Annotated in this window: 21 protein-coding genes; 6 read left to right on the forward strand and 15 right to left on the reverse strand. The window is 38.8% G+C overall.

Features of this window, described 5'->3' with window-relative positions; all coding sequences use genetic code 11:
- Positions 1–403 precede the first annotated feature (403 nt).
- Entirely contained in the window at positions 404–2,422 is a 2,019-nt protein-coding gene (locus GGR10_RS02375; RefSeq protein WP_182479752.1) for a M23 family metallopeptidase, read from the forward strand.
- A 301-nt stretch (positions 2,423–2,723) separates the two neighbouring features.
- On the opposite strand, the gene GGR10_RS02380 is transcribed toward GGR10_RS02375, so the two are convergent.
- From GGR10_RS02380 to GGR10_RS02390, 3 genes are all read right to left on the reverse strand, one after another.
- Positions 2,724–4,154, reverse strand: coding sequence for a sensor histidine kinase (locus tag GGR10_RS02380; RefSeq protein ID WP_182479753.1), 1,431 nt, complete (start codon positions 4,152–4,154; stop codon positions 2,724–2,726).
- Between the two features lie 226 nt (positions 4,155–4,380).
- Positions 4,381–4,935, reverse strand: a complete 555-nt coding sequence (locus GGR10_RS02385; protein WP_182479754.1) for an RNA polymerase sigma factor — start codon at positions 4,933–4,935, stop codon at positions 4,381–4,383.
- Positions 4,936–4,941: 6 nt separating this feature from the next.
- The gene (locus GGR10_RS02390; RefSeq protein ID WP_182479755.1) at positions 4,942–5,145 is read right to left on the reverse strand and encodes a NepR family anti-sigma factor; all 204 of its coding nucleotides are present in this window, start codon (positions 5,143–5,145) and stop codon (positions 4,942–4,944) included.
- 163 nt (positions 5,146–5,308) lie between these two features.
- Between GGR10_RS02390 and GGR10_RS02395 the strand changes: the two genes are divergently transcribed.
- The 4 genes from GGR10_RS02395 to GGR10_RS02405 all read left to right on the forward strand — a co-directional run bounded on the left by GGR10_RS02395 (position 5,309) and on the right by GGR10_RS02405 (position 8,317).
- Positions 5,309–6,103: a response regulator gene (locus tag GGR10_RS02395; RefSeq protein WP_010704274.1), complete on the forward strand. Its 795-nt coding sequence runs from the start codon at positions 5,309–5,311 to the stop codon at positions 6,101–6,103.
- 20 nt (positions 6,104–6,123) lie between these two features.
- Positions 6,124–7,143 carry a sensor histidine kinase gene (locus tag GGR10_RS02400; protein ID WP_034990304.1) on the forward strand — a complete coding sequence of 340 codons (1,020 nt, stop codon included), beginning with the start codon at positions 6,124–6,126 and terminating at the stop codon, positions 7,141–7,143.
- Between the two features lie 327 nt (positions 7,144–7,470).
- Entirely contained in the window at positions 7,471–7,776 is a 306-nt protein-coding gene (locus tag GGR10_RS06830) for a hypothetical protein (protein ID WP_246316828.1), read from the forward strand.
- A gap of 97 nt (positions 7,777–7,873) precedes the next feature.
- Positions 7,874–8,317: a hypothetical protein gene (locus GGR10_RS02405; RefSeq protein ID WP_182479756.1), complete on the forward strand. Its 444-nt coding sequence runs from the start codon at positions 7,874–7,876 to the stop codon at positions 8,315–8,317.
- A gap of 21 nt (positions 8,318–8,338) precedes the next feature.
- Here GGR10_RS02405 and GGR10_RS02410 read toward each other — a convergent pair whose 3' ends face one another.
- From GGR10_RS02410 to GGR10_RS02420, 3 genes are all read right to left on the reverse strand, one after another.
- Positions 8,339–9,046, reverse strand: a complete 708-nt coding sequence (locus GGR10_RS02410) for a DUF4167 domain-containing protein (RefSeq protein WP_182479757.1) — start codon at positions 9,044–9,046, stop codon at positions 8,339–8,341.
- An 868-nt stretch (positions 9,047–9,914) separates the two neighbouring features.
- Positions 9,915–10,229, reverse strand: coding sequence for a hypothetical protein (locus tag GGR10_RS02415; RefSeq protein ID WP_182479758.1), 315 nt, complete (start codon positions 10,227–10,229; stop codon positions 9,915–9,917).
- A 122-nt stretch (positions 10,230–10,351) separates the two neighbouring features.
- Complete coding sequence (locus tag GGR10_RS02420; RefSeq protein WP_210268765.1) at positions 10,352–11,074, reverse strand: enterotoxin A family protein; 723 nt, start codon at positions 11,072–11,074, stop codon at positions 10,352–10,354.
- A gap of 634 nt (positions 11,075–11,708) precedes the next feature.
- On the opposite strand from GGR10_RS02420, the gene fdhE reads away from it, so the two are divergent.
- Positions 11,709–12,614, forward strand: a complete 906-nt coding sequence (fdhE, locus tag GGR10_RS02425) for a formate dehydrogenase accessory protein FdhE domain-containing protein (RefSeq protein ID WP_182479759.1) — start codon at positions 11,709–11,711, stop codon at positions 12,612–12,614.
- 490 nt (positions 12,615–13,104) lie between these two features.
- On the opposite strand, the gene GGR10_RS02430 is transcribed toward fdhE, so the two are convergent.
- The 9 genes from GGR10_RS02430 to GGR10_RS02465 form a co-directional block, all read right to left on the reverse strand.
- Complete coding sequence (locus GGR10_RS02430; protein WP_010704280.1) at positions 13,105–13,551, reverse strand: hypothetical protein; 447 nt, start codon at positions 13,549–13,551, stop codon at positions 13,105–13,107.
- An 821-nt stretch (positions 13,552–14,372) separates the two neighbouring features.
- On the reverse strand, positions 14,373–15,035 hold the full coding sequence (locus GGR10_RS02435) for a lysozyme (RefSeq protein WP_182479760.1): 663 nt from the start codon (positions 15,033–15,035) through the stop codon (positions 14,373–14,375).
- A gap of 72 nt (positions 15,036–15,107) precedes the next feature.
- Positions 15,108–15,362 carry a hypothetical protein gene (locus tag GGR10_RS02440; protein ID WP_010704282.1) on the reverse strand — a complete coding sequence of 85 codons (255 nt, stop codon included), beginning with the start codon at positions 15,360–15,362 and terminating at the stop codon, positions 15,108–15,110.
- Positions 15,363–15,704: 342 nt separating this feature from the next.
- Positions 15,705–16,688 carry a phage tail protein gene (locus GGR10_RS02445; RefSeq protein WP_182479761.1) on the reverse strand — a complete coding sequence of 328 codons (984 nt, stop codon included), beginning with the start codon at positions 16,686–16,688 and terminating at the stop codon, positions 15,705–15,707.
- A complete protein-coding gene (locus tag GGR10_RS02450) occupies positions 16,685–17,809 on the reverse strand; it encodes a tail fiber domain-containing protein (protein WP_182479762.1) in 1,125 nt (374 codons plus the stop codon). The genes GGR10_RS02445 and GGR10_RS02450 overlap by 4 nt, the downstream gene beginning before the upstream one ends.
- Positions 17,806–18,264 carry a hypothetical protein gene (locus GGR10_RS02455; protein ID WP_182480073.1) on the reverse strand — a complete coding sequence of 153 codons (459 nt, stop codon included), beginning with the start codon at positions 18,262–18,264 and terminating at the stop codon, positions 17,806–17,808. The genes GGR10_RS02450 and GGR10_RS02455 overlap by 4 nt, the downstream gene beginning before the upstream one ends.
- Positions 18,265–18,298: 34 nt before the next feature.
- Positions 18,299–18,421 carry a hypothetical protein gene (locus tag GGR10_RS06935; protein WP_281371261.1) on the reverse strand — a complete coding sequence of 41 codons (123 nt, stop codon included), beginning with the start codon at positions 18,419–18,421 and terminating at the stop codon, positions 18,299–18,301.
- 243 nt (positions 18,422–18,664) lie between these two features.
- Entirely contained in the window at positions 18,665–20,128 is a 1,464-nt protein-coding gene (locus GGR10_RS02460; protein WP_182479763.1) for a hypothetical protein, read from the reverse strand.
- 134 nt (positions 20,129–20,262) lie between these two features.
- Entirely contained in the window at positions 20,263–20,976 is a 714-nt protein-coding gene (locus tag GGR10_RS02465; protein ID WP_034990315.1) for a phage adaptor protein, read from the reverse strand.
- Between the last annotated feature and the right edge of the window lie 115 nt (positions 20,977–21,091).

Here is a 21,091-nt window from a genome sequence, read left to right on the forward strand (position 1 = left end):
AAAATGCTAAAACAAGTGCGCAAAAAACCACCTCACGTGGCTTAACGACCTCGTCTCCAATGTATATAGACCCCATACCCTGAAAGAGTCAACACCATTTTTATAAAAACTTACCTCTTCATTCAATAATAATATCAGAAAAATTCAAAAAGGATAAAGAATAGTGCCTTTTAAACAATAAATTGGCTTGTGATATTTTTATATAAACTTGTATTTTCGTTAGATGAATTGCATTCTTATTTTTCGTTGCTTTATACAAAAAAGAGTCTTTTCTTTCAATGAAAAGGATGTACGTTTGCTATACGATATTTTTGCTATACGATAATTTGTAATACTGTTGTAAAAACAACTTAAATTTACTAGCTTTTGACGTTGGAATATTTAAAGAATACGATGAAACTCTATGTGGGATAACCAATATCAAAAAAAAGATCCTGGGCAAGAACATGCTCTTGTCGTCAAACGCTTGAAACCTGGTCTTAGACAAGTTTCTTTGCGTTGGCTTATAGGAACTATTCTGACTGGATTGGCATCTTATATTCTTATGGCCATTGCACTTTTCACAGCTTTAGAGGGGCAGCAGCAACTTATCACCCCGTTACAATGGTTCAATGTTGATGCAGATATCCCCGATTTTGATAGAAACAAAAGTGACCGTATTGCCCCCACACGCGTGCGTCAAAGCTTTGATAGTAAGCGTCAATTTGAGTTATCAATTCTCCAAAACAAAGGCGATGCAAAAATTATTGATACACAAAAATTTGAGTGGATTCGCATGGCCTTGGCAGAAGAGCGCCCTCATCAATATACCTATCCTCAATTTGATGCTTTAAGCATGTTTACCAGAGATTGGGAAAAACAAACCCCAACCCCCTTAGGAAGTGGGCAAATTTATGGAGCAAAAACGCAAACAAAAATGACCTTACGCAGTCGTAATTTCATTGTTAATGAGATTAATTTTGACGGTACAGATACGTTTACTGATGATAAAGCGCAACAAGAAATACAAAACGCTGGATTAGCAGTGGACACAAAAAATGAATTTCTTTCAATTCTCACATTGGGTGAGCTTTTAAAGACAAATAACTTATCATCTACCCTTAAATTATCAGACAATCCTGAAGTGCGTATTACTCAAGAAAATCTTACTGTTTCATCTCAAAAAAACCGAATCGACCTTACAAAAAATTATGTTGAAGACATTATCCCCGTTCATAAAAAACAAACAATATTGGAAATACTTCAAGAATTTGAATCTGATTATAACACAGAGCAAATTGAACAAGTTGCACAAGCTTTAGCCACATTGAACAATTCAGATCTCCTTAAAGAAGAAAGTCTCTTACGCCTTGGGATCGTCACGCAACATGGTGAAGAAGACCATATTGTGCGGGCGAGTATTTATCGCAAAAAATATCATGTTCTCACAGTTGCTTTAAATGATGATAATCAATTTGTTGAAAGCACAGAGCCAGAAATGTCTCCTATTCTTCAAACTGCGTTTCAAAATGGCCTTTCCCATTCTTTAATTAACGCCGGGCGATTGCCAACAGTTTATGATGCTATCTATCGTGCTGTTCTTAGCCACGATATGTCACCTTCTGTCTCACAGCGCCTTATTCGCCTGCTCGCAACCAATATTGACATGAAAAGCCGCATCACACCAACCGATCAGCTTGAAATATTTTATGCTGTGCCCAAAGAAAACAGCAATGAAAAAGACAAAAAAAGCACACAAAGTGAGCAACAGAGCCAAAACACTCAAGAAACCCCCATTAATCAAGAATCACCCATTAATAATGTAGATCCTGAAATTCGCTATATCAGTGCCACTTTTGGTAATGTAACCTATAAATATTATCGTTATCAATCTAAAGACGGCAGCGTTGATTATTATGATTCAGAAGGAAAAAGTTCAAAGCCTTTTCTGCTCCGCAAGCCTACTCCAAATGGCACTTTTGGCTCACCCTTTGGGCCACGAAAACACCCTATTTTAGGCTATGTGCGCATGCATACTGGGGTTGATTGGATCGCACCAAAAGGATCACCCATCATTGCTGTTGGTGATGGTGTTGTAACAAAAGTGGGTGTAGCCAATGGCTATGGAAACCATGTAGTTATTCGACATGCCAATGGTTATGTGAGCAGTTATGCTCACCAAAATAATCACGCACCAGGCATTAAACCAGGGGTGAAAGTCCGGCAAGGGCAAGTAATTGGATATGTTGGATCAACTGGGCTTGCAACGGGGCCACATTGCCATTTTGAAATTATTGTTAACGGCACAAAAGTTGACCCCATGCGCATCCGCATACCCAACAGTAAAGAATTGCTCAATCAAGATCTGCAAACATTCTTGCGAGAAAAACGCAATATTGATTCTTTAATCAACAGCACCACAAAATCAACCAATGATTCTTAAATAAGGCTTTAAAATTCCAATGATTAGAAAAATGCTTAAACACATTTTTTTCAATTTTTAAAAACCATAAAAAGAGTAAAAGAGCTTATACAAACAAAACGCTCAAAATAAGCATGTTAAAAGCATATATAGAGAAAAATATATAGAGAAAATCAGGTGATACAGAAAAGGGCTTAAAAACACATAAAGGGAAATATTTTAAAACCTCCATAAAAAGCAATGTTTGGCTTTCCCTTACACAAGGAACAACACAAATAAAGTAAAACAACATAAAGGAGAGAAGAATTATTTTATAGCGCCTTTAAGAGACAGATGATGAATCATTTGCGCTACGGGTTTTCAATTTTGGCAAAGGAATGATCACCTTTGTTCCACCTAAATCAGATGTTTTAAACGATGGTTTTTCACCAAACTGCATACAAAGTTGTTCGATAACCAAGTGGCCAAGGCCTGCTTTTTCTTCTAAATTTTGGCTGTTGATGCCCACGCCGTCATCTTCAACGATCAAGATCATTTGATCATTATCTTGAGGGATAAAAGAAACATAAATATTTCCACACCGTTGATCGGGGAAAGCATGTTTTAAAGCATTTGTCAGCAATTCACCAAGAATAATCCCAAGTGTTGTAGCATCTCTTGATGATAATTGACACTCTTTGAAATCTGTATGAATGGTGATATTTTCGCGCAATTCAAGGGGCACCGCCAATTCAACATCATGAACAACTGAACTTAGAAATTCAGCCACTAAAGTTGTCTCCATATCATCACACAAACGCAAACGTCGGTGTGCAGTAGAGATTGTTTGAATACGATCGCGTGCAGCACCAAGAACAGAACGTACTTCTGCATTTTTGCTTCGATTTAATTGCAACGCAAGCAGAGAAGACACTGTACTGAGTGAATTTCCAATGCGGTGACTTGCATCTTGCAAAAGCATTTCAACACGCTGGCGTTCTTTTTCAGCATGGTTGCGTGCCTTTTCCAATTCTTGTGTTCGCTCTTTCACACGTGCTTCAAGAGCAGCATTTTCGCTATGAAGTAACAATTGATATGTTTTTAAGTAACGAACATCACGACGAAATCGGTTAATTACAAAATAAGCTGAAACAAAAGTGCTAACAACAGCAACAATCGCTGCTAATGTTAAAGCAGCACGCATCATAGCTATGTCTTTGCGTTGTTTTTGCCGTGTGGCATTATCACCATTAATAAAATTTGTCATTAACTGAGCTAAACGTGCAACTTGAAATTTTGAAATTTCAGGAGAAGATGGCAGCTTAACTGATGAATCGGTAAAAGAATCGAGAGAAACCATATGCGCAATCATAATGGCTTTACGCGCTTCGACTTCTTTTTTAAAAGCATTAAACCATTCATACCATTGCGGCTTGGAATAGACAATAAGGCTAGTATAATCAAGAATATCATCAAGATCACGAGCTGCATTTGTAAAGTGGGTTTTATCTTCCTCCCTGCGGCTACTTTCATAGCGACGGTCCGCTGCCGCCATATCAATTAAATTAATCAATACCAAATCAGCTTGTTCTCGCAATTGTGAACTTGTATTCAACCGTGCAACTTCCCGATCCACTGCGTTGGATAACAACATAATAAAGATTGCGGCTAAAAAGGCCATCAAAAGAGAGATGATAATTGCCACCCACCGCCAACGTGTAATCGTTGAACCAGAAGAAGATATTTGAGGAAGAAAATCCGTCTGTGTTGTCATAGAATTTCCATCAATAAACCTGACAATCATCATTCTTCAGTGTATAGGAGAAGGGTTTTCCTGATCATTGATATAAAAACCCTGGCAGATACCTGGTGCAGGCCTTTTTTATTTTTCCCAAAAATGCAGGCTAAATCGTTTAGAAGATCCTTCAAATGATGATTTCCTGTAAAAGTTGTAATGGAAAAACAAAAAACAAAGCTTTTAACCATCATGGTGACGCTCTTTAGCTATTAAATGAGCACAATGTACTTCCAGCCGAATAAGCATCGGGGCCATAATCGGATTCACCATCTACCTTGAGAAGTTCTTGCAAACGATTGCGCGCTCTGTTGACACGGCTTTTAATTGTCCCCACAGCACAGTCACAAATAACTGCAGCATCTTCATATGAAAAACCAGACGCACCAATTAAAATAATCGCTTCTTTCTGATCAGCAGAAAGCATGTCTAAGGCCTTTTTAAAATCTTGCAAATCCAACGATCCATATTGAGCAGGGTGAACAGCTACATTTTTAGACAAAAGGCCATCACTGTCTTGAACCTCTCTACCTCTTTTGCGCATCTGACTGTAAAATTCATTACGTAAAATGGTAAAAAGCCAAGCTTTGATATTTGTACCCATTTCAAAACTGTCTTGTTTAGCCCATGCTTTCATAATAGTGTCTTGGACAAGATCTTCTGCCTTATCGTGCTTACCACTTAAAGAAATAGCAAAAGCGCGCAATGCCGGCAGAATCAAAAGCAATTCTTGTTTAAAATTTTTCGTACCCGTCATCATAAAGGATCAAACCTCTTCTGCGCTGTTTAAAGAGGCGCGTTCTGCTTGATCCAATCTTTCCAAAAGTTCTAGAAAACGAACAGGAATAGCTTCTTCCTGAATCCCCATATAAAATTGACGCAATTTTAGAACAATCTCGTTGTTAACACCAAAAAGATTATCGCCAAGTGCAGAAGGATCGGTGAGATTTTTTTCACCACAGTCGTTCATTTTTCAGTCCCTTAACCCATATATTAACTCAAAGAAGATTTTTCTCTTCATGGTTGTAAATATAGTTGCGCTTAAAAAGTTCCATATGAGGGAAGGAACTTTTTCGTATGTTGGGAATTTTAATTTTCAAAAGCGCTTTTAAAGACAGAAGGAGTTATCAATCATGTCATTATCAATGCGTATTGCCCCCCATCTTCCTTATCTTCGACGTTTTGCAAGGTCTGTTACAGGCAGCCAATCGTCTGGTGATGCTTATGTAGCAGCGATGTTGGAAGCGCTTATTACCGATATCTCCATTTTTCCAAAAGCATCAAGCGATCGCATTGGAACCTATCGGCTTTTTTGTCACCTTTTTGATCAAACCACGCCCAATATCGCCGAGCCATTACCGCAATTTGGTCTTGAACAAAAGGCAAATGCAAAATTATCATATCTTACACCACGTGCACGCCAAGCATTTTTGCTGATTGCTGTAGAAGGCTTTAATGAGCGTGAGGCAAGCGAGATTATGAATATTGATGCACAACAGTTTCACCAATTTCTCAACCAAGCATCTATCGATATTTCAGCACAAATCGCCACACAAATTATGATTATTGAAGACGAACCCCTCATTGCGATGGACATTGAACAAATGGTGGCAAATCTTGGCCATCAAGTTGTAGGGATTGCACGCACCCGTGATGAAGCTGTTGTTATGTATCACCAAAAAAAACCTCGGATGGTTCTAGCCGATATTCAATTGGCAGATAATAGCTCAGGTATTGATGCAGTTAATGACATCTTGAAAAATGACCACATACCTGTAATCTTTATCACTGCTTTTCCAGAAAGATTGCTGACAGGGGAACGTCCTGAACCGACTTTTTTGGTCACCAAACCCTTTAATCCTGATATGGTAAAAGCACTTATTTCACAGGCTTTATTTTTTCAAGAAAATGCTTCCAAAGCCGCATAATGGAAAGCAATATTTCAATTATGAGCATCAACCCTGTTTCTACTCTGCCTATGGACAGATCTCATCTCAGCGCCCTCATGCAGGCCATCCGCAGCGCTGATATTTGTGTTTTCTATCAGACAACAAATCTGATCCATTTATGGGCTGAAAACTTGCCTCAGCATTTGCACAATAAATGGCGAGTGGGTTGCCGCGATAATGATTTTTTTTCACCTGATCTTGCCGATAATATGGAAACGATCAAATTGCAGGTCTTAGCCACTGGCAAAATGCAAACCATTGAAGTGCAATTTGAAGATATGGCAAAACAAGAAATTTGGTATAAATTCTCAATTGATTGTGACCGCAATGATCGTGGAGAAATTATCGGCGTGATCACGACAGGTGTTGAAATTTCAGGCTTGCGCCGACGCGAACAAGTATTGAAAATTTTGCTTAGAGAAGTCAGTCATCGTTCTAAAAATCTTTTAGCTATCATTCAAAGTATTGCTAGCCAAACTGCACGCTATACAGAATCGCTCCCAGTTTTTTTGCGCAAATTCCAAGGGCGTCTGCATTCTCTTTCCCATTCTCAAGATCTCATTACCGATTCCAACTGGCGTGGAGCACAATTTCGCGAATTGGTACAATCGCAAGCTTTGGGTTATCTTGTAAAAGAAATAAAGCGATTTTCCATTGAAGGTGCTGACCCTTACCTCTTTCCAAATGCGGCTTTGCATATTGGTTTGGCTTTTCATGAATTAATTGTCAATTCACTCTCTTTTGGTGCCCTGTCGCAAGAAAGGGGAAGTGTATCTGTGCGCTGTGAAATCCACACAAATACCAATAAACCAGCAAACCTCTTAATCACTTGGCATGAAAATTTTGAACCTGGAACCACTCTTTCTGAGCACAATAAAGCCTGTTTTGGCAGTACAGTTTTAGAAAAAATTGTTCCCATTTGCGTAAATGGATCAGCCTCTTTAAAAGTAACAGAAGAAGGAGTGGTTTATTGTTTATCTGTGCCTGATACTTATTTTGATCTTGATACGTTTTCTTAAAGAACATTTCAAACACAAAGAAATATACAAAGCCCCCTCACCATTCCCTAAATGATGAATGACTTTGATGCCCATCAATATCCATTGCACTCTTTTTGAAGCAAAAATTTAAAGTTTGCACTACCAGTTTTTTTAAATCAAATCGAACAACCAATCCTCTTGGCAATAAATTTACACCATTAAATTTACGCCATTACTCTCTTTAAAATAAATCGAGCTTTACTCATCTTCTGGAACAAACAAAATGTATAAGCGTTTAAGCTGCAAACCTCTCTTGTCAAAAGATTGCTTAAAGAAGCGATAAACATTTTTTCTAGAAAGTATTTTATGAACCCTATCGTTACCGTCCTGCTGCTTGTTTCATGTAACGATGATTTGAACAGCTGTTATTCCAATGACTCCATGGTGAAATTCTACCCAACAGCACAAATATGCGAGCAAGATATCGTACCATCAATTAAAAAACTCACATCCGGGCAGCAAATTTTTGCCCAGTGCACAAACATACCAATAAACTCAACTCAACAAAAAGTCTCTCTTGTTTGGTCTGTCACAAGCCAAGGCAATTTCCTGCTTCAAAGTCTCCATAACAACGATAACGAACAAATAGACCTTAAAACAAATGCCTTGTGACTTCTTTCTTGTTTTTTTAAAAACACTTATCCATTGTAAAAAAATCATTTAAAGCATAAATCCTTTAAGCTTAAAAAGAACAATGGAAAAATGCACCATGACCTACAATAATACGCATGCTTTTCAAGAAAACCATAAAGAACCAAGCACCCTACAAGATGAACCTTTAGATCCTGCAGTAGAACGGGTGAGAAAAAAGCTCATGCGTTTAATGATCATATCCATTTCAATTACAATCATTCTTATTCTTTTTGTGTTGGCGGGCGTAATCTATAAAATTATAACACCTGAAACAGCTTCCAAACAAACAAAGCCCCTTGCCCTTCAAGGCGAGAACCTACCCTTTGCTCATCACACGCTCTTACTGCCACCAAAAGCGCAGATCATATCGCAAAGCCTGTCAGACCATCACATCGCACTGAGAGTTTTAATGCCAAACGGGCAAACACATTTCATGATTTATAATTATCGCACAGGTGCTCTTATTGCAAATCTTGCCGTAACAATGACACAAGAAACACCTCTCACAAAGCCTTTTTAAGCGCAATAAACCAACACAAGCTTAGCCTTTTTCCTTCACTGAACGCGTTGGAGTTGTTTTGCGTCTACGTGGCTTTTTTGATGCCTCTTCATCAGATAAAGGAAGGGAAGAAACTTTTTTTGCAGACTCATTCCTTTTTTCAGAAAGTGCTGCGACTTGAGACAACTCACCAGAAGAAGACTCTTGAGTCTGAGCATGACGACGTGGCAAACGACGCGATTTTTTGGCGGCTTCATTCCCCTCTTCAGCAGTTCGTTTTTTTTGTTCAACAGTTTCAGTTAATTCAGAACTCTTAGCTTCTGGAGCATCAGATGAGCGTATATTTCTTTTGCTACCTTTTCGTCTCTCATTGTGTTTTTGTTGTTGCGTGTGCGTCACAGGCCTTTCATCATTGCTATCATCTATTTTAATATTTTCAGCACCTGTTTCTTCGCAACTCTTCTCGCCATTTTCATCACACTGAACTAGTTGAGAGCCATGCCCAACTGCTGCAAGGATAATACGTAAATAATGTTCAGCATGTTGCAGATAATTTTCTGACATAACGCGGTCACCAGCACCTTGTGCATCACGTGCAAGACTTATGTATTTATCAGCAATCTGCTGGGCATTACCACGAATTTTTACATCCGGTCCATTACTTTCATAGTTACGGGACAATGGATTAGGGCCACGACGATTATTGTTATTATTACGATTGCGTACCCGTCTATTTTGCTGTGACCTCATATGTATCCCTTTTATATGTATTCCTCTTGGATTATATTTTTAATTGATTTTCCTCATCGCATTATTTCTTTAATAATGCTGATCATGTTTAAAATACGGTTATGAGACTATCCCCGTTTTATTTAACTTAAATGATATTGAATTGATATCATATCAAAAGCACATATTTTTTGAAAATCACCCAACACAGCAGGGAATATCTCAGCATAATTCCCAATTTGCCTGCTAATAAACAAAGAGCGTAACGATGTTCTCATAAAATTCCAAGTGTTTTTTTTAAAAAAGCCCATATTTCTTAAAAAAAGTGATCAATCTTGTGGAAAAAGAGTAAAAACAAGCATAGTTTTTTCTAATGTTTTCTCTAACTTTCCTATTATCAACACTTCCCTTAAAGGCAACACAAAACGCTGCCATTCCTACTCCTTGCAACCTCGCAAATGAGAGCGCAATTTTAAGATAACAAGCCAAAAATCAAGTGGATCACCCTTAACCACAATGCATCAAAAGACCTTCTTTAATCAATGATGTAAAGGTTGCGCTTTAAGCATATTAAGGCTTGTATCAATTTTCACACACCATATCACGGGTTGTAACACCCTTATAATTACAAGCATAATCAAGAATATCAAGAGCCAAATCAAATAAAGAAAAAAGCATTTCTCGCTTTCTATTTTTACTGCTCATTGGCGTTTTTATATAAATTGTTTTTTAAGTTGATACAAAGCTAAGCTGTAGCTTTCTTGCAGTACACGCCCGCCCGCTATAAATTTCCTATCTCCATTCCTATCTCCATCTGACTGAATGAGAAATGAGAGGCAAGAAGCCTCTCAAATTCTTTAGAGTACTCTTAAAATTACAACGCGCTATATTATTTTAAAGTAATGCCTATTATTGGTTTTGTTTCCTGTCCATTACCTATAAAAGTTACTACTACTGGCCTGTCCAGAATGAGTGCTGTTTTAGCCAAATCCAAAATGCCTTTTCCATACAAGTCATTACACTCCCACCCTCCTAACTGGTAACCATTTGGGTTTGATGCGTATACCAACTTTAAAGAGCACTGTTTTTCATCGGTTCTAACCCAATCTATAAAGCCTGATTCATGATACGGTCCAGCGAATGCTGTTCCTATCATTAAAACCATCATACTCAAAGACAAAAGTATTTTTTGTTTAATTTTCATAATAATTTTCCTCCTTTGAACTTTAAAATAATATAAAACTATTTTTTTACTTCTTGTGTAAACGATATACTTATAAAGTATATAAATAGTATTATAAATAAATCTATTTATAATAACGGATTTCAATCAAGAATAGAAATTATTGTTCCAAGTATAGAGTAATGAGCTTTCCAAAATAACTCTGTTCCAAACTCCTGCGCTGATTTAGTAGGAAAACAAAATGACCTTGATCCGCAGTTAGCAAATTCAAACCATGGGTATTGTTCCCAAGCATAGTGACCATCGGGAAAACCAGCTAGTTGTGGTTGAGCACCTGATGATAAAAGAGTTCCATATAATCGCCCTACATAATCCGGATTAGGAACAAATTCACCAACATTCCCGCTTCTTACTCTTTCCCATCCAATAATTTGATTCCAATGAATAACACCCAATGCAGCCATTTCTAGCTCCTCCGGATGTGGTGAATACTGTCTTAATGATGCATTAACATCAATAAAATTAGGGGTAGCGCTAATATGATAAACATAACCATTATGATTAAGGTAATTATTAACCCAACTTATCGCAAATCCTCGAGAAGTTGTTGTTGAAACATAACCAGAATCATGGCGTGACATGCCAGTGGCCAATCCATGCGTATGATCCCATAAGTTTATATTTGGTGGAGGCTGATTAGGCCGCGATCCATCCATACCCCTAGGATAAAAACCACCAGCAATTTTTACACTTTCAGGAGTATCCATGGCCGCCCGATAGACTTGTTTGACATTATCGGCAAAAGCAGAACACGAAAATATAAAAATCATTAAAGAAATAAATGATTTAAGTATAGTTTTTCTCATAAAAATCTCCCCAATTATTATATAAATGACACATATATTGTATATTAATTTAAGCCCTGAAATTGAATAATAAACTGTCATCACACAGTGCAAAGAGCACCTTTCAAGTGCTTCTTTTTTAAAACACGCACTACTTCCCAAAACGTGCACTACCACCCTTAAAACTGCAGAGATCTTACTGCGTGTTCACACATAAAACTTAAAATAAGAGCATAATAAAGACAGCCCCTCTGACGCCCCCCTCTATACTAAATAAACCAAAGCCACTCCATTGTTAGAAGCTTTTTTTCGACTGCTCGCTGCCCGATATAATTTACTTGTGCGTGAAATCTTCAATAATTTATTATGTGTGAATCAAATAACCAATGGTGTTACTTAAGTAATACTCCCCCACAAATTGAAACTTTTAGTGAAACTCTTTAATTGTGTTATAAATGTGATCACTATATAATGTGGTTTAGTCAGTGATTCATCATAAGACTTAGTACCCAATAAAATCATGACGCACACTGAAAATCAGCAGTGGTTTCTTAATGTAAATTCTAGAGTGCTAAAAAACGCACTTATAAAAACACACTTAAATGATGAAAAAAGAAAAGCATAAGCGTTCAAATAAACAAGGGGAATAATTATCATGCTACAACGCAATACTCTTTTAGAAAAGAAGAGCGAGAGTAATGCTGTTCACCCCTCCCCTTGGGTCAAACTACCTGACAGGGAAAGTTTGTTCGAAAAGCGTGCACATCGTTTTATGCATTTAGCCACAACCAACCCCAATAAAGAAGATCTTTTATTTTGGGCTCATTTTTGCAATGCACAACAACAATTAACAAACACACTTAAAGATTTTTCCACAGCACTTAGCCGTTTTACGATGGTGTCTACTCCTCCTTTTGATCGATCAAAAATATTGAGCTTAGGATTTTATGATAGCGTTGTGCATAATTTTTTAAACCATATTTCAACCAGCGCACTCCCTGTGAAATATCAAGAAGCTTTCAATAAAGCACAACAGCAGCAAGACCAATGGCGCTTATGGGGGCATAATCTGTTAAATCATCCGCTTTCCCATCAACATTTAGCAGAACATATTTTCATCACCGGTGCTTTGCAAATTATTTATTGCCTCACCTCTTCACAGCTTGATCCTCAAACACTGACCCCACAACAAAATAACCTTTGCCCAGCCTGTGCAGGTACATACCTGGTCAACATCGTATGTGACTGGAAAGGGGAAGAAAAACCACAGCTTTGTTCTTGCCTTTATTGTGGCACATTATGGCGCTCTGCACATTTTCAATGCACTGTTTGTAACGCAGCACACAGTACACTTCATCATAAGTATGAAAAAGATCCAAAAAACATTCTACTAGACAACATTCTCATTGAAGTCTGTGAAGTGTGTAGACATGAACATGACGACAATCAATTCAACCAACACGAAAATTCACCTCTCAATGTTTGTGCTCATGATAATGAGCAAACTCATCCCAGATTTTTTCTTGAAAATTCACCCTCATTTGAAGCAGAAGAACTCTAACCCTTTTAAAACTAAAAAGCCAAACGGTTAAGTGTTCCCCTTTTCTCAACCACCTCATTTGCATCAATAGAAAGTGTTCACCTTGCACCTCTTTATGGCCGTTGCACTATTACAGCCATCAAAAATTAAAGAAATCAAAACACCTGGCATCTTTTAAAAAGATTTTTGTCCACAAACAAACGCACCACCTTGTAAAGAAATGGTCCACATATCAGTGCACTTCCTAATATAAAAAGCCCAATAATCATTTTTAAAAAACAAGCAAAAGACAAGCCTATAATTTTTATGCTTCAAGCCAGCCTTTTTACTTAACCAATATTCTTTAAAATAAGCATTCACTTACAGCACTATTAAAAAACTAGTGACTCCCACTCACCACGCCTATCACTTAAAATTAAACAGCTTAAAATTAAATTGAGTAATACTCGCCTTGGCTCACACATCTGCCTTTTATCGTATTTTATATGTTCTCAATTCTTCATTAAATAATCTAAAAATGATTGCGCACTTTACTACTATTTTCATCTTGTTCATTGATTAAACAATCCCGTAAGAGAAAATAATTTCCATCCCCCGGTCTGATCATTTTGATACATTTTTCCTTTGAGCTATCAGAAACCTCTTCCCACATTTCGCGAACTGTAAAATAGGCTTCACTCTCTGAGCGCAAGCAGCGTGAATAAACCTCACCCCTCATATCAGGCAAAACCGAAGCAGCAATTTCTTTACAATAAATGTACAAATCAAATTCCGGAATAACGAGCTTAACAGGCGCATGCTGTGGAACCTGTTTTGTGGAAAAAAAGTGATCAGCAATTTTTTGAACTGCAAGATAAAAAATCAACAAACACAAAAAAAATGCAAAAAGAACAACAGCAATCTTACGATATGCTTTTCTACGATAATACCTTAACCTTGTGTGGATTTTTTTGTCCATGAACTGTCTGCCTTTAACTGACTATGGCAAATTTTAATCGATCATGGCAATTTTTGAACAGTAAATAGTGCGACGAGCATAACGATCCATAAAGATCCATGAACAATCAATAGCATTATGAATTGTCTTGCACCAAAAAGCAATCACTCGTTCTATAAAGCCACCACCCTTTTCATAATCAAGAAGTCATAATCAAGAGAAGATAAAGCTTTAAATTATTCTGTAGCTCTTTTAAGTATCCTCAATCTTTTTTACTCATCATTTAATGAAACAAGCGTGCACTCCCCATCTTCTCCCCATCTTCTTGTAGGACCCACTCTCTTTTTAAAAATGGCAAATATAAGAATATATAAAAACACCACTAAAGACATTGGTGCATATTTTAAAAACCCTATAAAGATCAAAGATAGCCTGTCTTAAACACCATATCACCTCACCCATCTAAATCAAATTCATCGTTTGTGCTATCTATGCTTTGCCAACATTTTTGCATTTGATCAAAATGGTTTGTGCCCACAAATCCAGTGTGACAATAACGACTCTGTTTGAAGCAAATGTGCCGGCTTGTTAGTGAGAGGTGGTTTCATCCAATCTGCGCAAGACAGTGGATCACTCATTTGGCACCCCGCCAAGAAAACAAAAAAGAAAACGACAGACATGAAAGAGAGAAAGCGAAAAAACTTCATCATTGATTTTCTCACGTTTAAAAAGCCAACATAGTTTGGATAAGCATTTTTATCTGCTCAAAAGAGCGTTCATAAAAAAAGCCTCATACGAAGCAACAATACAAACAACAACCAAGCTCTAACCAGGTAACAAGGTCACAATTTTTCTTCTTTTATCCGAGAAAGATACACAAAAACACCTACCATCATCGCGATAATCATAATGGCTGCTAAAGCCCATTGTACAGGCCCATATCCGGTGAAAAGCCCCGTTACACCTGAAAAGGCCCCAATGACTGGTGCTAAAAATTCTGCTGTCAAAATAGAAACACCACCTGTAGCTTCCACCGCTTGATAATTGGAACAAACATAAGCCCCTTTAGCCCACAACCCCGCTTCAGCAGCACGTCGGTGCACAAGGCCTTGCAAGCGTTGCCCTTCTGATTTTGTCCATTTTTGCAATTCAGCCGGCACAGCTTCATAATCACCTTTATTGAGCTTTCTTAAAAGTGTAGAGTTACAAAAAGCGCTTGTTCCCACATTATAGCAAAAGGAAACAAGAGCTGCGAATTGCTCATCGGTCAAAGGTTGAGAAACCGCCTGTTCAACCGTTTGTTCAAATTGCGCTAAATCTTTTCGCAAAATGGCTTCTGCTTCATCTTTTGTGATCTTCATACCCTTTTGTACAACGGGCGCACCCGCCTTGGTTGTGTGTCCATAACCAATTGCCCACACATCCATGGCATCTCGGTAGGCTTCCAAACGCAAACCTTCCCATTTTTTAATCAACTCTAACCCTTCGTCTGATATTGTCCGCATTTTTTTAATCCTTAAATTTCCCCCAGGCGTTAATATTCACCACCTCAGATTATTGGCCAACACACAATTGCCTTATGCCTTGCTTTTAGTGCCTCTGTTTTCATTGTCCTGGAGAATTGTTGTCAATTGTTCTTCTAAAGCACAAACACGCTGCAACAACTGTGCAGTAACTTGAGTATTCCTTTTATCTTCGCGCCTCATTTCTTGCTGCATATTTTTTAAAAGAGCATTTAAAGGAGCATGGCCCATTCTCCCACTTGCATAAAGAACCAAGCGAATATGTTCAGGATCATCAATATCAGCAATAGAAAATGGAAAAAGTGCCATTTTGTTCTCTCATCCTTTTAGTGCTAAAAAACAACTCTTTTGGAAAATGCTTAAAATGCTCACAAACACAAACCAGCCACCCAACCACTCAAGTCAAACAAACAAGCTGCAAACGTTTAAACAAACCAAAAACCCCTCAACCCAACCGTTCAAACAAATCACACACCCCTCCTCTTTCGCAAAAAAAGGAAAGAAGCCTTCAAAACACGGGCCTGTCATCTTTTTAAATGAGGGTGTTATCCACCAATTTTCTGTATGACCTAATATTTTAATGAAAACAGTACAGTGAAGAATCTTCACATACTTGCAATATATTTAAGTTCTCATACCTTTATTTAGCTCTCATATCTTAATGGCGTAAACAACTGCAACATTGACAGGGCGTATTTCAGGACCACCTGTTTTATTGATTGTAAATGTGTGCGTGTGAATACCCGCAGGTTTTGTCAAAACCCGCTTTTCATAACTATGATATCTGGGCAAAGCACTTCCTTTAGCCGCATCAACCGTGAAAACTTGTTCTACAAATTCATGCTTATGCTCACCCGCACTATCAATTGTTCCCGTATGCGTATGAGATTTAATGGCATCATTTTGCCTGCTTCCTAAAACGCGGTCTTTATCAATTCCTCTTTGACTATCAAGCCCACGCAAAAACATTCCACGTAAATCAGGTACATTAAACGTAGTGCTTTCATCACCGCTGCCCCATGTTTCACCAATGGCTGCAAAAAGACTTGCATAATCCTTGCGCGCGTAAGCTTTACCATCACATAAAAGCCACCCTTCAGGAATTTTTTCCATGGCAAAAGTCGCAATGAAACCTGATGGAAAACTACTTACTGGTTTTGGAGCAGCCGCAGGTGTGGGATTGGTTAAATACCACCCATCTTTATCTTCTCCATCAATACCACATTGATAAACAAGTTCATAAAGACCGTTCTTTTGAATCTCTCCACCACTTAAAGGCACCAATCCATTTGGTGTTACCTTATAAACAGGCTGAGCAGGCAATTGATTTAACGCAACATTTATTGTTTTAGTATTAGCCTCTTGCGCCTTAAAGCGAACAACAATATCGTTCTGATACTCCTTAATAGGAGACTTAGTAACCAGATGAATAGATGTTTCATTCCCATCTTTTTGTGTAGTAAATTTTGCCTCAATTGCCCCGCCATTATCTGTTAAATATTCTCTAATACGTTGCATCATTGCACGCGCACTATCATTGACTGAGCTTGGTGGTTGTCCTTCTGCCCAGTTAATGATATCATCAGCACGTGCATTTTCGTGCGCAACCAGCGACCAATCATAAATCGAACTCATAGAGCTTGTCCTTCTTGCACCAAATCAATACCAGAAAAAAGGGGAGATGAAGAGGAAGAGTGGTTACTTTCAGCTGGTGTAACTTTTTCCATCTCAAAGCCAATTTTGTCATAATCAACATACAACAACTGTGTTTTGTCATCCATATGAACAGCATCAGGCTTCAAACGCACCAGATCTTGCGCCATCACCCCACGATAACGTTGAGGATCTCCTTTATAATTAAATTCATAAAGTGGGTAACCATTCTTCTCCCCCACAGACACGATATTGTCTTTAACTCTGGCATCAGAAAGGCCCATAATGCCACCAATTAATCCAAGCACTTGCTGTGCATCACGTAAAGGATCTTTGGTAACTGAAGGCACTGTCACACTCTGCCCTGTCTGAGTACCGTAATTTCCAGCTGCTGTTGTACCCACTTTTAGCAACTGCTCTAATCGATTCCACGCTTGATTGTCTTGCTCCATCCATTTTTCGCGCTCAACATCCAAAGCATGCTGGTTATTGGCATCTTGCACCATACCACCCTTTAAAGCATTGCTTTGAGCATTACTTTGCCCTTGATAGAAGTTATTTGCAGCATTAATCTGATTTTGAGTAGCCTTATCAATCATCTGATTGGCATTCATCATATTGAGCACATCTTGATTATATTGTTGTGCTGCTGCATTTGTTGCCAAAGCCCCTAACTCATCAGTTAACACACCAGTATGCGCCCCAGAACCATAGCGCCCTGCCCCTGCCATAGACTGATTAACAGCATCAGAAGTTTTAGAAAGTGCATTGTCCAGCGCATCATTAAATTTGCTATTGTTTCCAATCCAACCACCACTTGCCATATTGCTAAGATTTTGTTGACTTTGCGTGGGGCTATTTAACAACTGATTGATCGTTGGGTTGTTAAACTGGTTTGCAGCATTTCCCAACCCCTGGATAGCATTGAGCGTTGCATCACTCAAACCGGCATGGCGATCACCTTCATAAACATTTCCTCCAATACCTTGATTATATAAATCAAGAGCATCAGAACTTGCTTGTTGCAAAATACCTTGCGACCATACCGGTGGAGCATTTGTTTGTGTTGTTGTTTGAACTTGCGGAGTTTTTCGTCTACTCATAGGGTGAGAACCTTTCTATAATGAATAAGATTGATAGCATGTCCACGTTGTCTCAGCATTTTAGACCACCCAAACCTTCCCATAGTCAGCATTTCATCAGCGTGAATTGTTCGAGCCCACTTTTCAACCTGATCAATTAATTTGACCAATTTCAGCCCGCCTTTTCCAGCCAGGTCTAAAATGACAACGCGTTTTTTCCCAGTGTGCGTCATTTCAATTTTAGTGATCACGAAAGCACTAAATTGAGTTTCATTTTTTAAGATCAACCATAATTGTGCTTGTCCACCAGCAATCTCTTTTGCAATAGTGTCCAAACACACATCATCAGGAAACCGCTTGGCATATTTTTGCATCGCCGCATTAATAGCCTCTTGATAAAGGGCTATTTTTTCCCACGGCCATTGATTTGTAAGATGAATAGAATACAAATTTTGACTGTCTTGTTGAGCAGTCACATTTTGAGCTTTTTTACCCTTTTGGCAGTCAATCTCAGCATCTTTTTGTCCAACTGCCTTCACCATTTGTTGCACTTTCCTCCAACATCTTCTGCCCATCCATCCGCTCCCACACTCTTGTCTGCCCACTCGCCAACCCATTACTTGCCCTACTCACCAATCCCCTACTTTCCTACCCGCAAGCCCCCTACTCGCCAGCCACTTGTTTTCCTTACCCGCCAGCTCCTTACTCACTCACCCGCACTCTTGTCTGCCCACTCACTAGCCCCTTACTGCCTGCTCGTCAGCCCTTCGCTCACCTTCTCAACACCGCACTTTTGTCTGCCTACTCGCCAACCCATTACTTGCCCACTTACTAGCCCCTTACTTACTTGGCTCACCCACACTCTTGTTTAACAGCTCACCGTAGGCCAGCAGATTTTAACGCCACATCAAATCCGGTTATATGTGACCAATTAGCCCCTTCAGGAATCCGCAATTTAAAGCGATAAAACCGCGCCCTCACACGACAACGAACCTGACCTGTATGAGAGGAAGGTTGCCGTTCTGGAAACCAAACAATTTTTTCCTCGATCGATTGGCGCAAACGCATCCCCACAGACACATAAAATTCTGTACTATTGACCTGGGGCATAATATTGCTCACACGGGTCATTATGCCACTTGTCTGTCCCATTTCTTGCGATGTCACCACACACGCCATTGGTTCACCAGAAAATGACCCAAGCCTGCCTTTTTGATCAAACGCACCAAGAACAGGCGCTTCATTTTGCCAAACTTTACTGTCGAGAGAAAATGGCAAATCATCCAAACTACAAGAAACCCGATCAAGCCCTTCCAAGCTGTATCCAGCAGAAAAAATAGGCAAAATCACTGCAATATTAACAGTCGCCACAGACCACTTTTGCAAACCCCAATCATAAATCAGCAAGGTGCGTTCTTGCGTATTTTCATCAAGATCAATCATCCAATAAACACGCGTATAAACACCATCAATCGCAGACCACAAAATAGGTAGGCTACTTTGATTAATTCTTGTAATCATAGTCCGATCGACTTTTTCAAAGCCAATGGGTGTAATGTGTCCATCAATGGTAATTTGGTAAAATCCCCCCTCATCAATAAAAAAAGCAAGATCGCCTCGACACACAATTGATTCAGAAGTCTTTGCACCTCGTTTATCGTGGATCTTTTGAAAACTAAAAATAATCTTAGACCCAGGAATAAAGGACCCAGCATAAATAGCCGAACGCATAAAGATCAGTGGATTGGTAGTCTCTGTTGCTCCTTGCACATATCCACCATCAGGAAAATCTTGATAATCGCAGCTTTTTTTGCCCACAGTCCAAAATTCTGCATCATTTAACCCAGACCAATGCACACGTCGGGGGTGCTCAGTTAATTTCATCAAACAAACAAAATCACCCCAAACACGCACAATCCCAGCTTGTGGCGGATTTCCTCCTAAATCTCTAAAAGTTTCATCATGATCAATATCAATAACCTGTGGTTTATCGTTGGCATTAACAGCAATGACATAATCACCAAACAAAGCAAATGACCAAGGCGCATCGACATTAGCAAAATAAGTCTTTCCCTTTTGGCTAATATCTTTCCACTGCATGCTTGTATTATCGAGAAGGTAGATTTTTTGTTCCGTCCCAATAATAATAGACACACCATTTTTTGTCCTCACAGCAATAGCGCCTAAAATCGTATCAGGGCAAGGCTGAGACAAAGGACTAAAGCTTGGCATAGGAATATAAGACCCATCAGCAGGCAGCACATTGACAAGCTCATCAGTAAAAAGACCATTAATATCAGCAATATCAGGTCTATATTCAGCAACTGAAAAAAAAGCCATTTAAAACCCCATAAACCCAATCATCTAAACCCCACAATCACTTAAAACCCACAACCATCAAAACTCTCGCCAAACACCTAAGCCCAAGTACCTAAACCTAAGTACTCAAACCTCAAGTACCTAACCTTAAGCATCTAAAACCCCGTTGGCGCAATTTGTGAGCAACCCTTTTTGCGCGATGTTTCATAACGCAAAATCTGAAGCTGTTCTTGAAAATCGCCCAAAGAAACAGCAGCACATTCAGGATCTTTAAGGATATTTTTATAAAGTTCGTATTTTGCCCGCGCTTTAATAAAATCAAAAGCATGAACAAACCAAGGATGATCCTCCCCCTCCATGCCCCCTTCAACAAAACGCAAAGCACTATAGGAAAGACGAACTGTTCCAACAGTTTCAGGTGTTGGAAAAAGACCTATTTTGCGCTGACAATAAGTATAAAAAACAGGCATCCCCTGCGGTGGGTTGGACCCATAATCTTTTTGCAACGTCTTAGCAGTTTTATAGATAAGTTGTGTTCGTGTTGCACCACCATGTTCTAAAAACACACCTTCAAGAGCCCCTACTGTTTTAATTAAGCCCTCCACCGTCTTAATCAAAACATCGTCTTCTTGCCCATACCACGTTTGCCCACTTCGTGTTTTAAAAGTCACCTCTTTGTGCTCATTAAAGAAAAAAGGTTCCCGTTCACATATGCGCAAAGCAGCACAAATGGAATCATAAATTTGAACACAATATTCACCCGTTGTATCATCAATCTCATCTTGAATAAGCTCAACCATACGAGAAAAAGTTGTTGCACAACCTGATTTGAAATCAAAAGGATGAGTATCGACAGCTGGAATAGTCATTGGCATAAACAATCTCTTTATACGTGTTATCTTCTCCCCCAACAAAATGCTCTGTTGGGAAAGAACAATGTCAAAAACGCCTTAAGTACCCAAATAGGTGCATAAAAGCGCACCC

It is taken from the genome of Bartonella chomelii (assembly GCF_014138465.1).
Classification (GTDB): Bacteria; Pseudomonadota; Alphaproteobacteria; order Rhizobiales; family Rhizobiaceae; genus Bartonella; species Bartonella schoenbuchensis.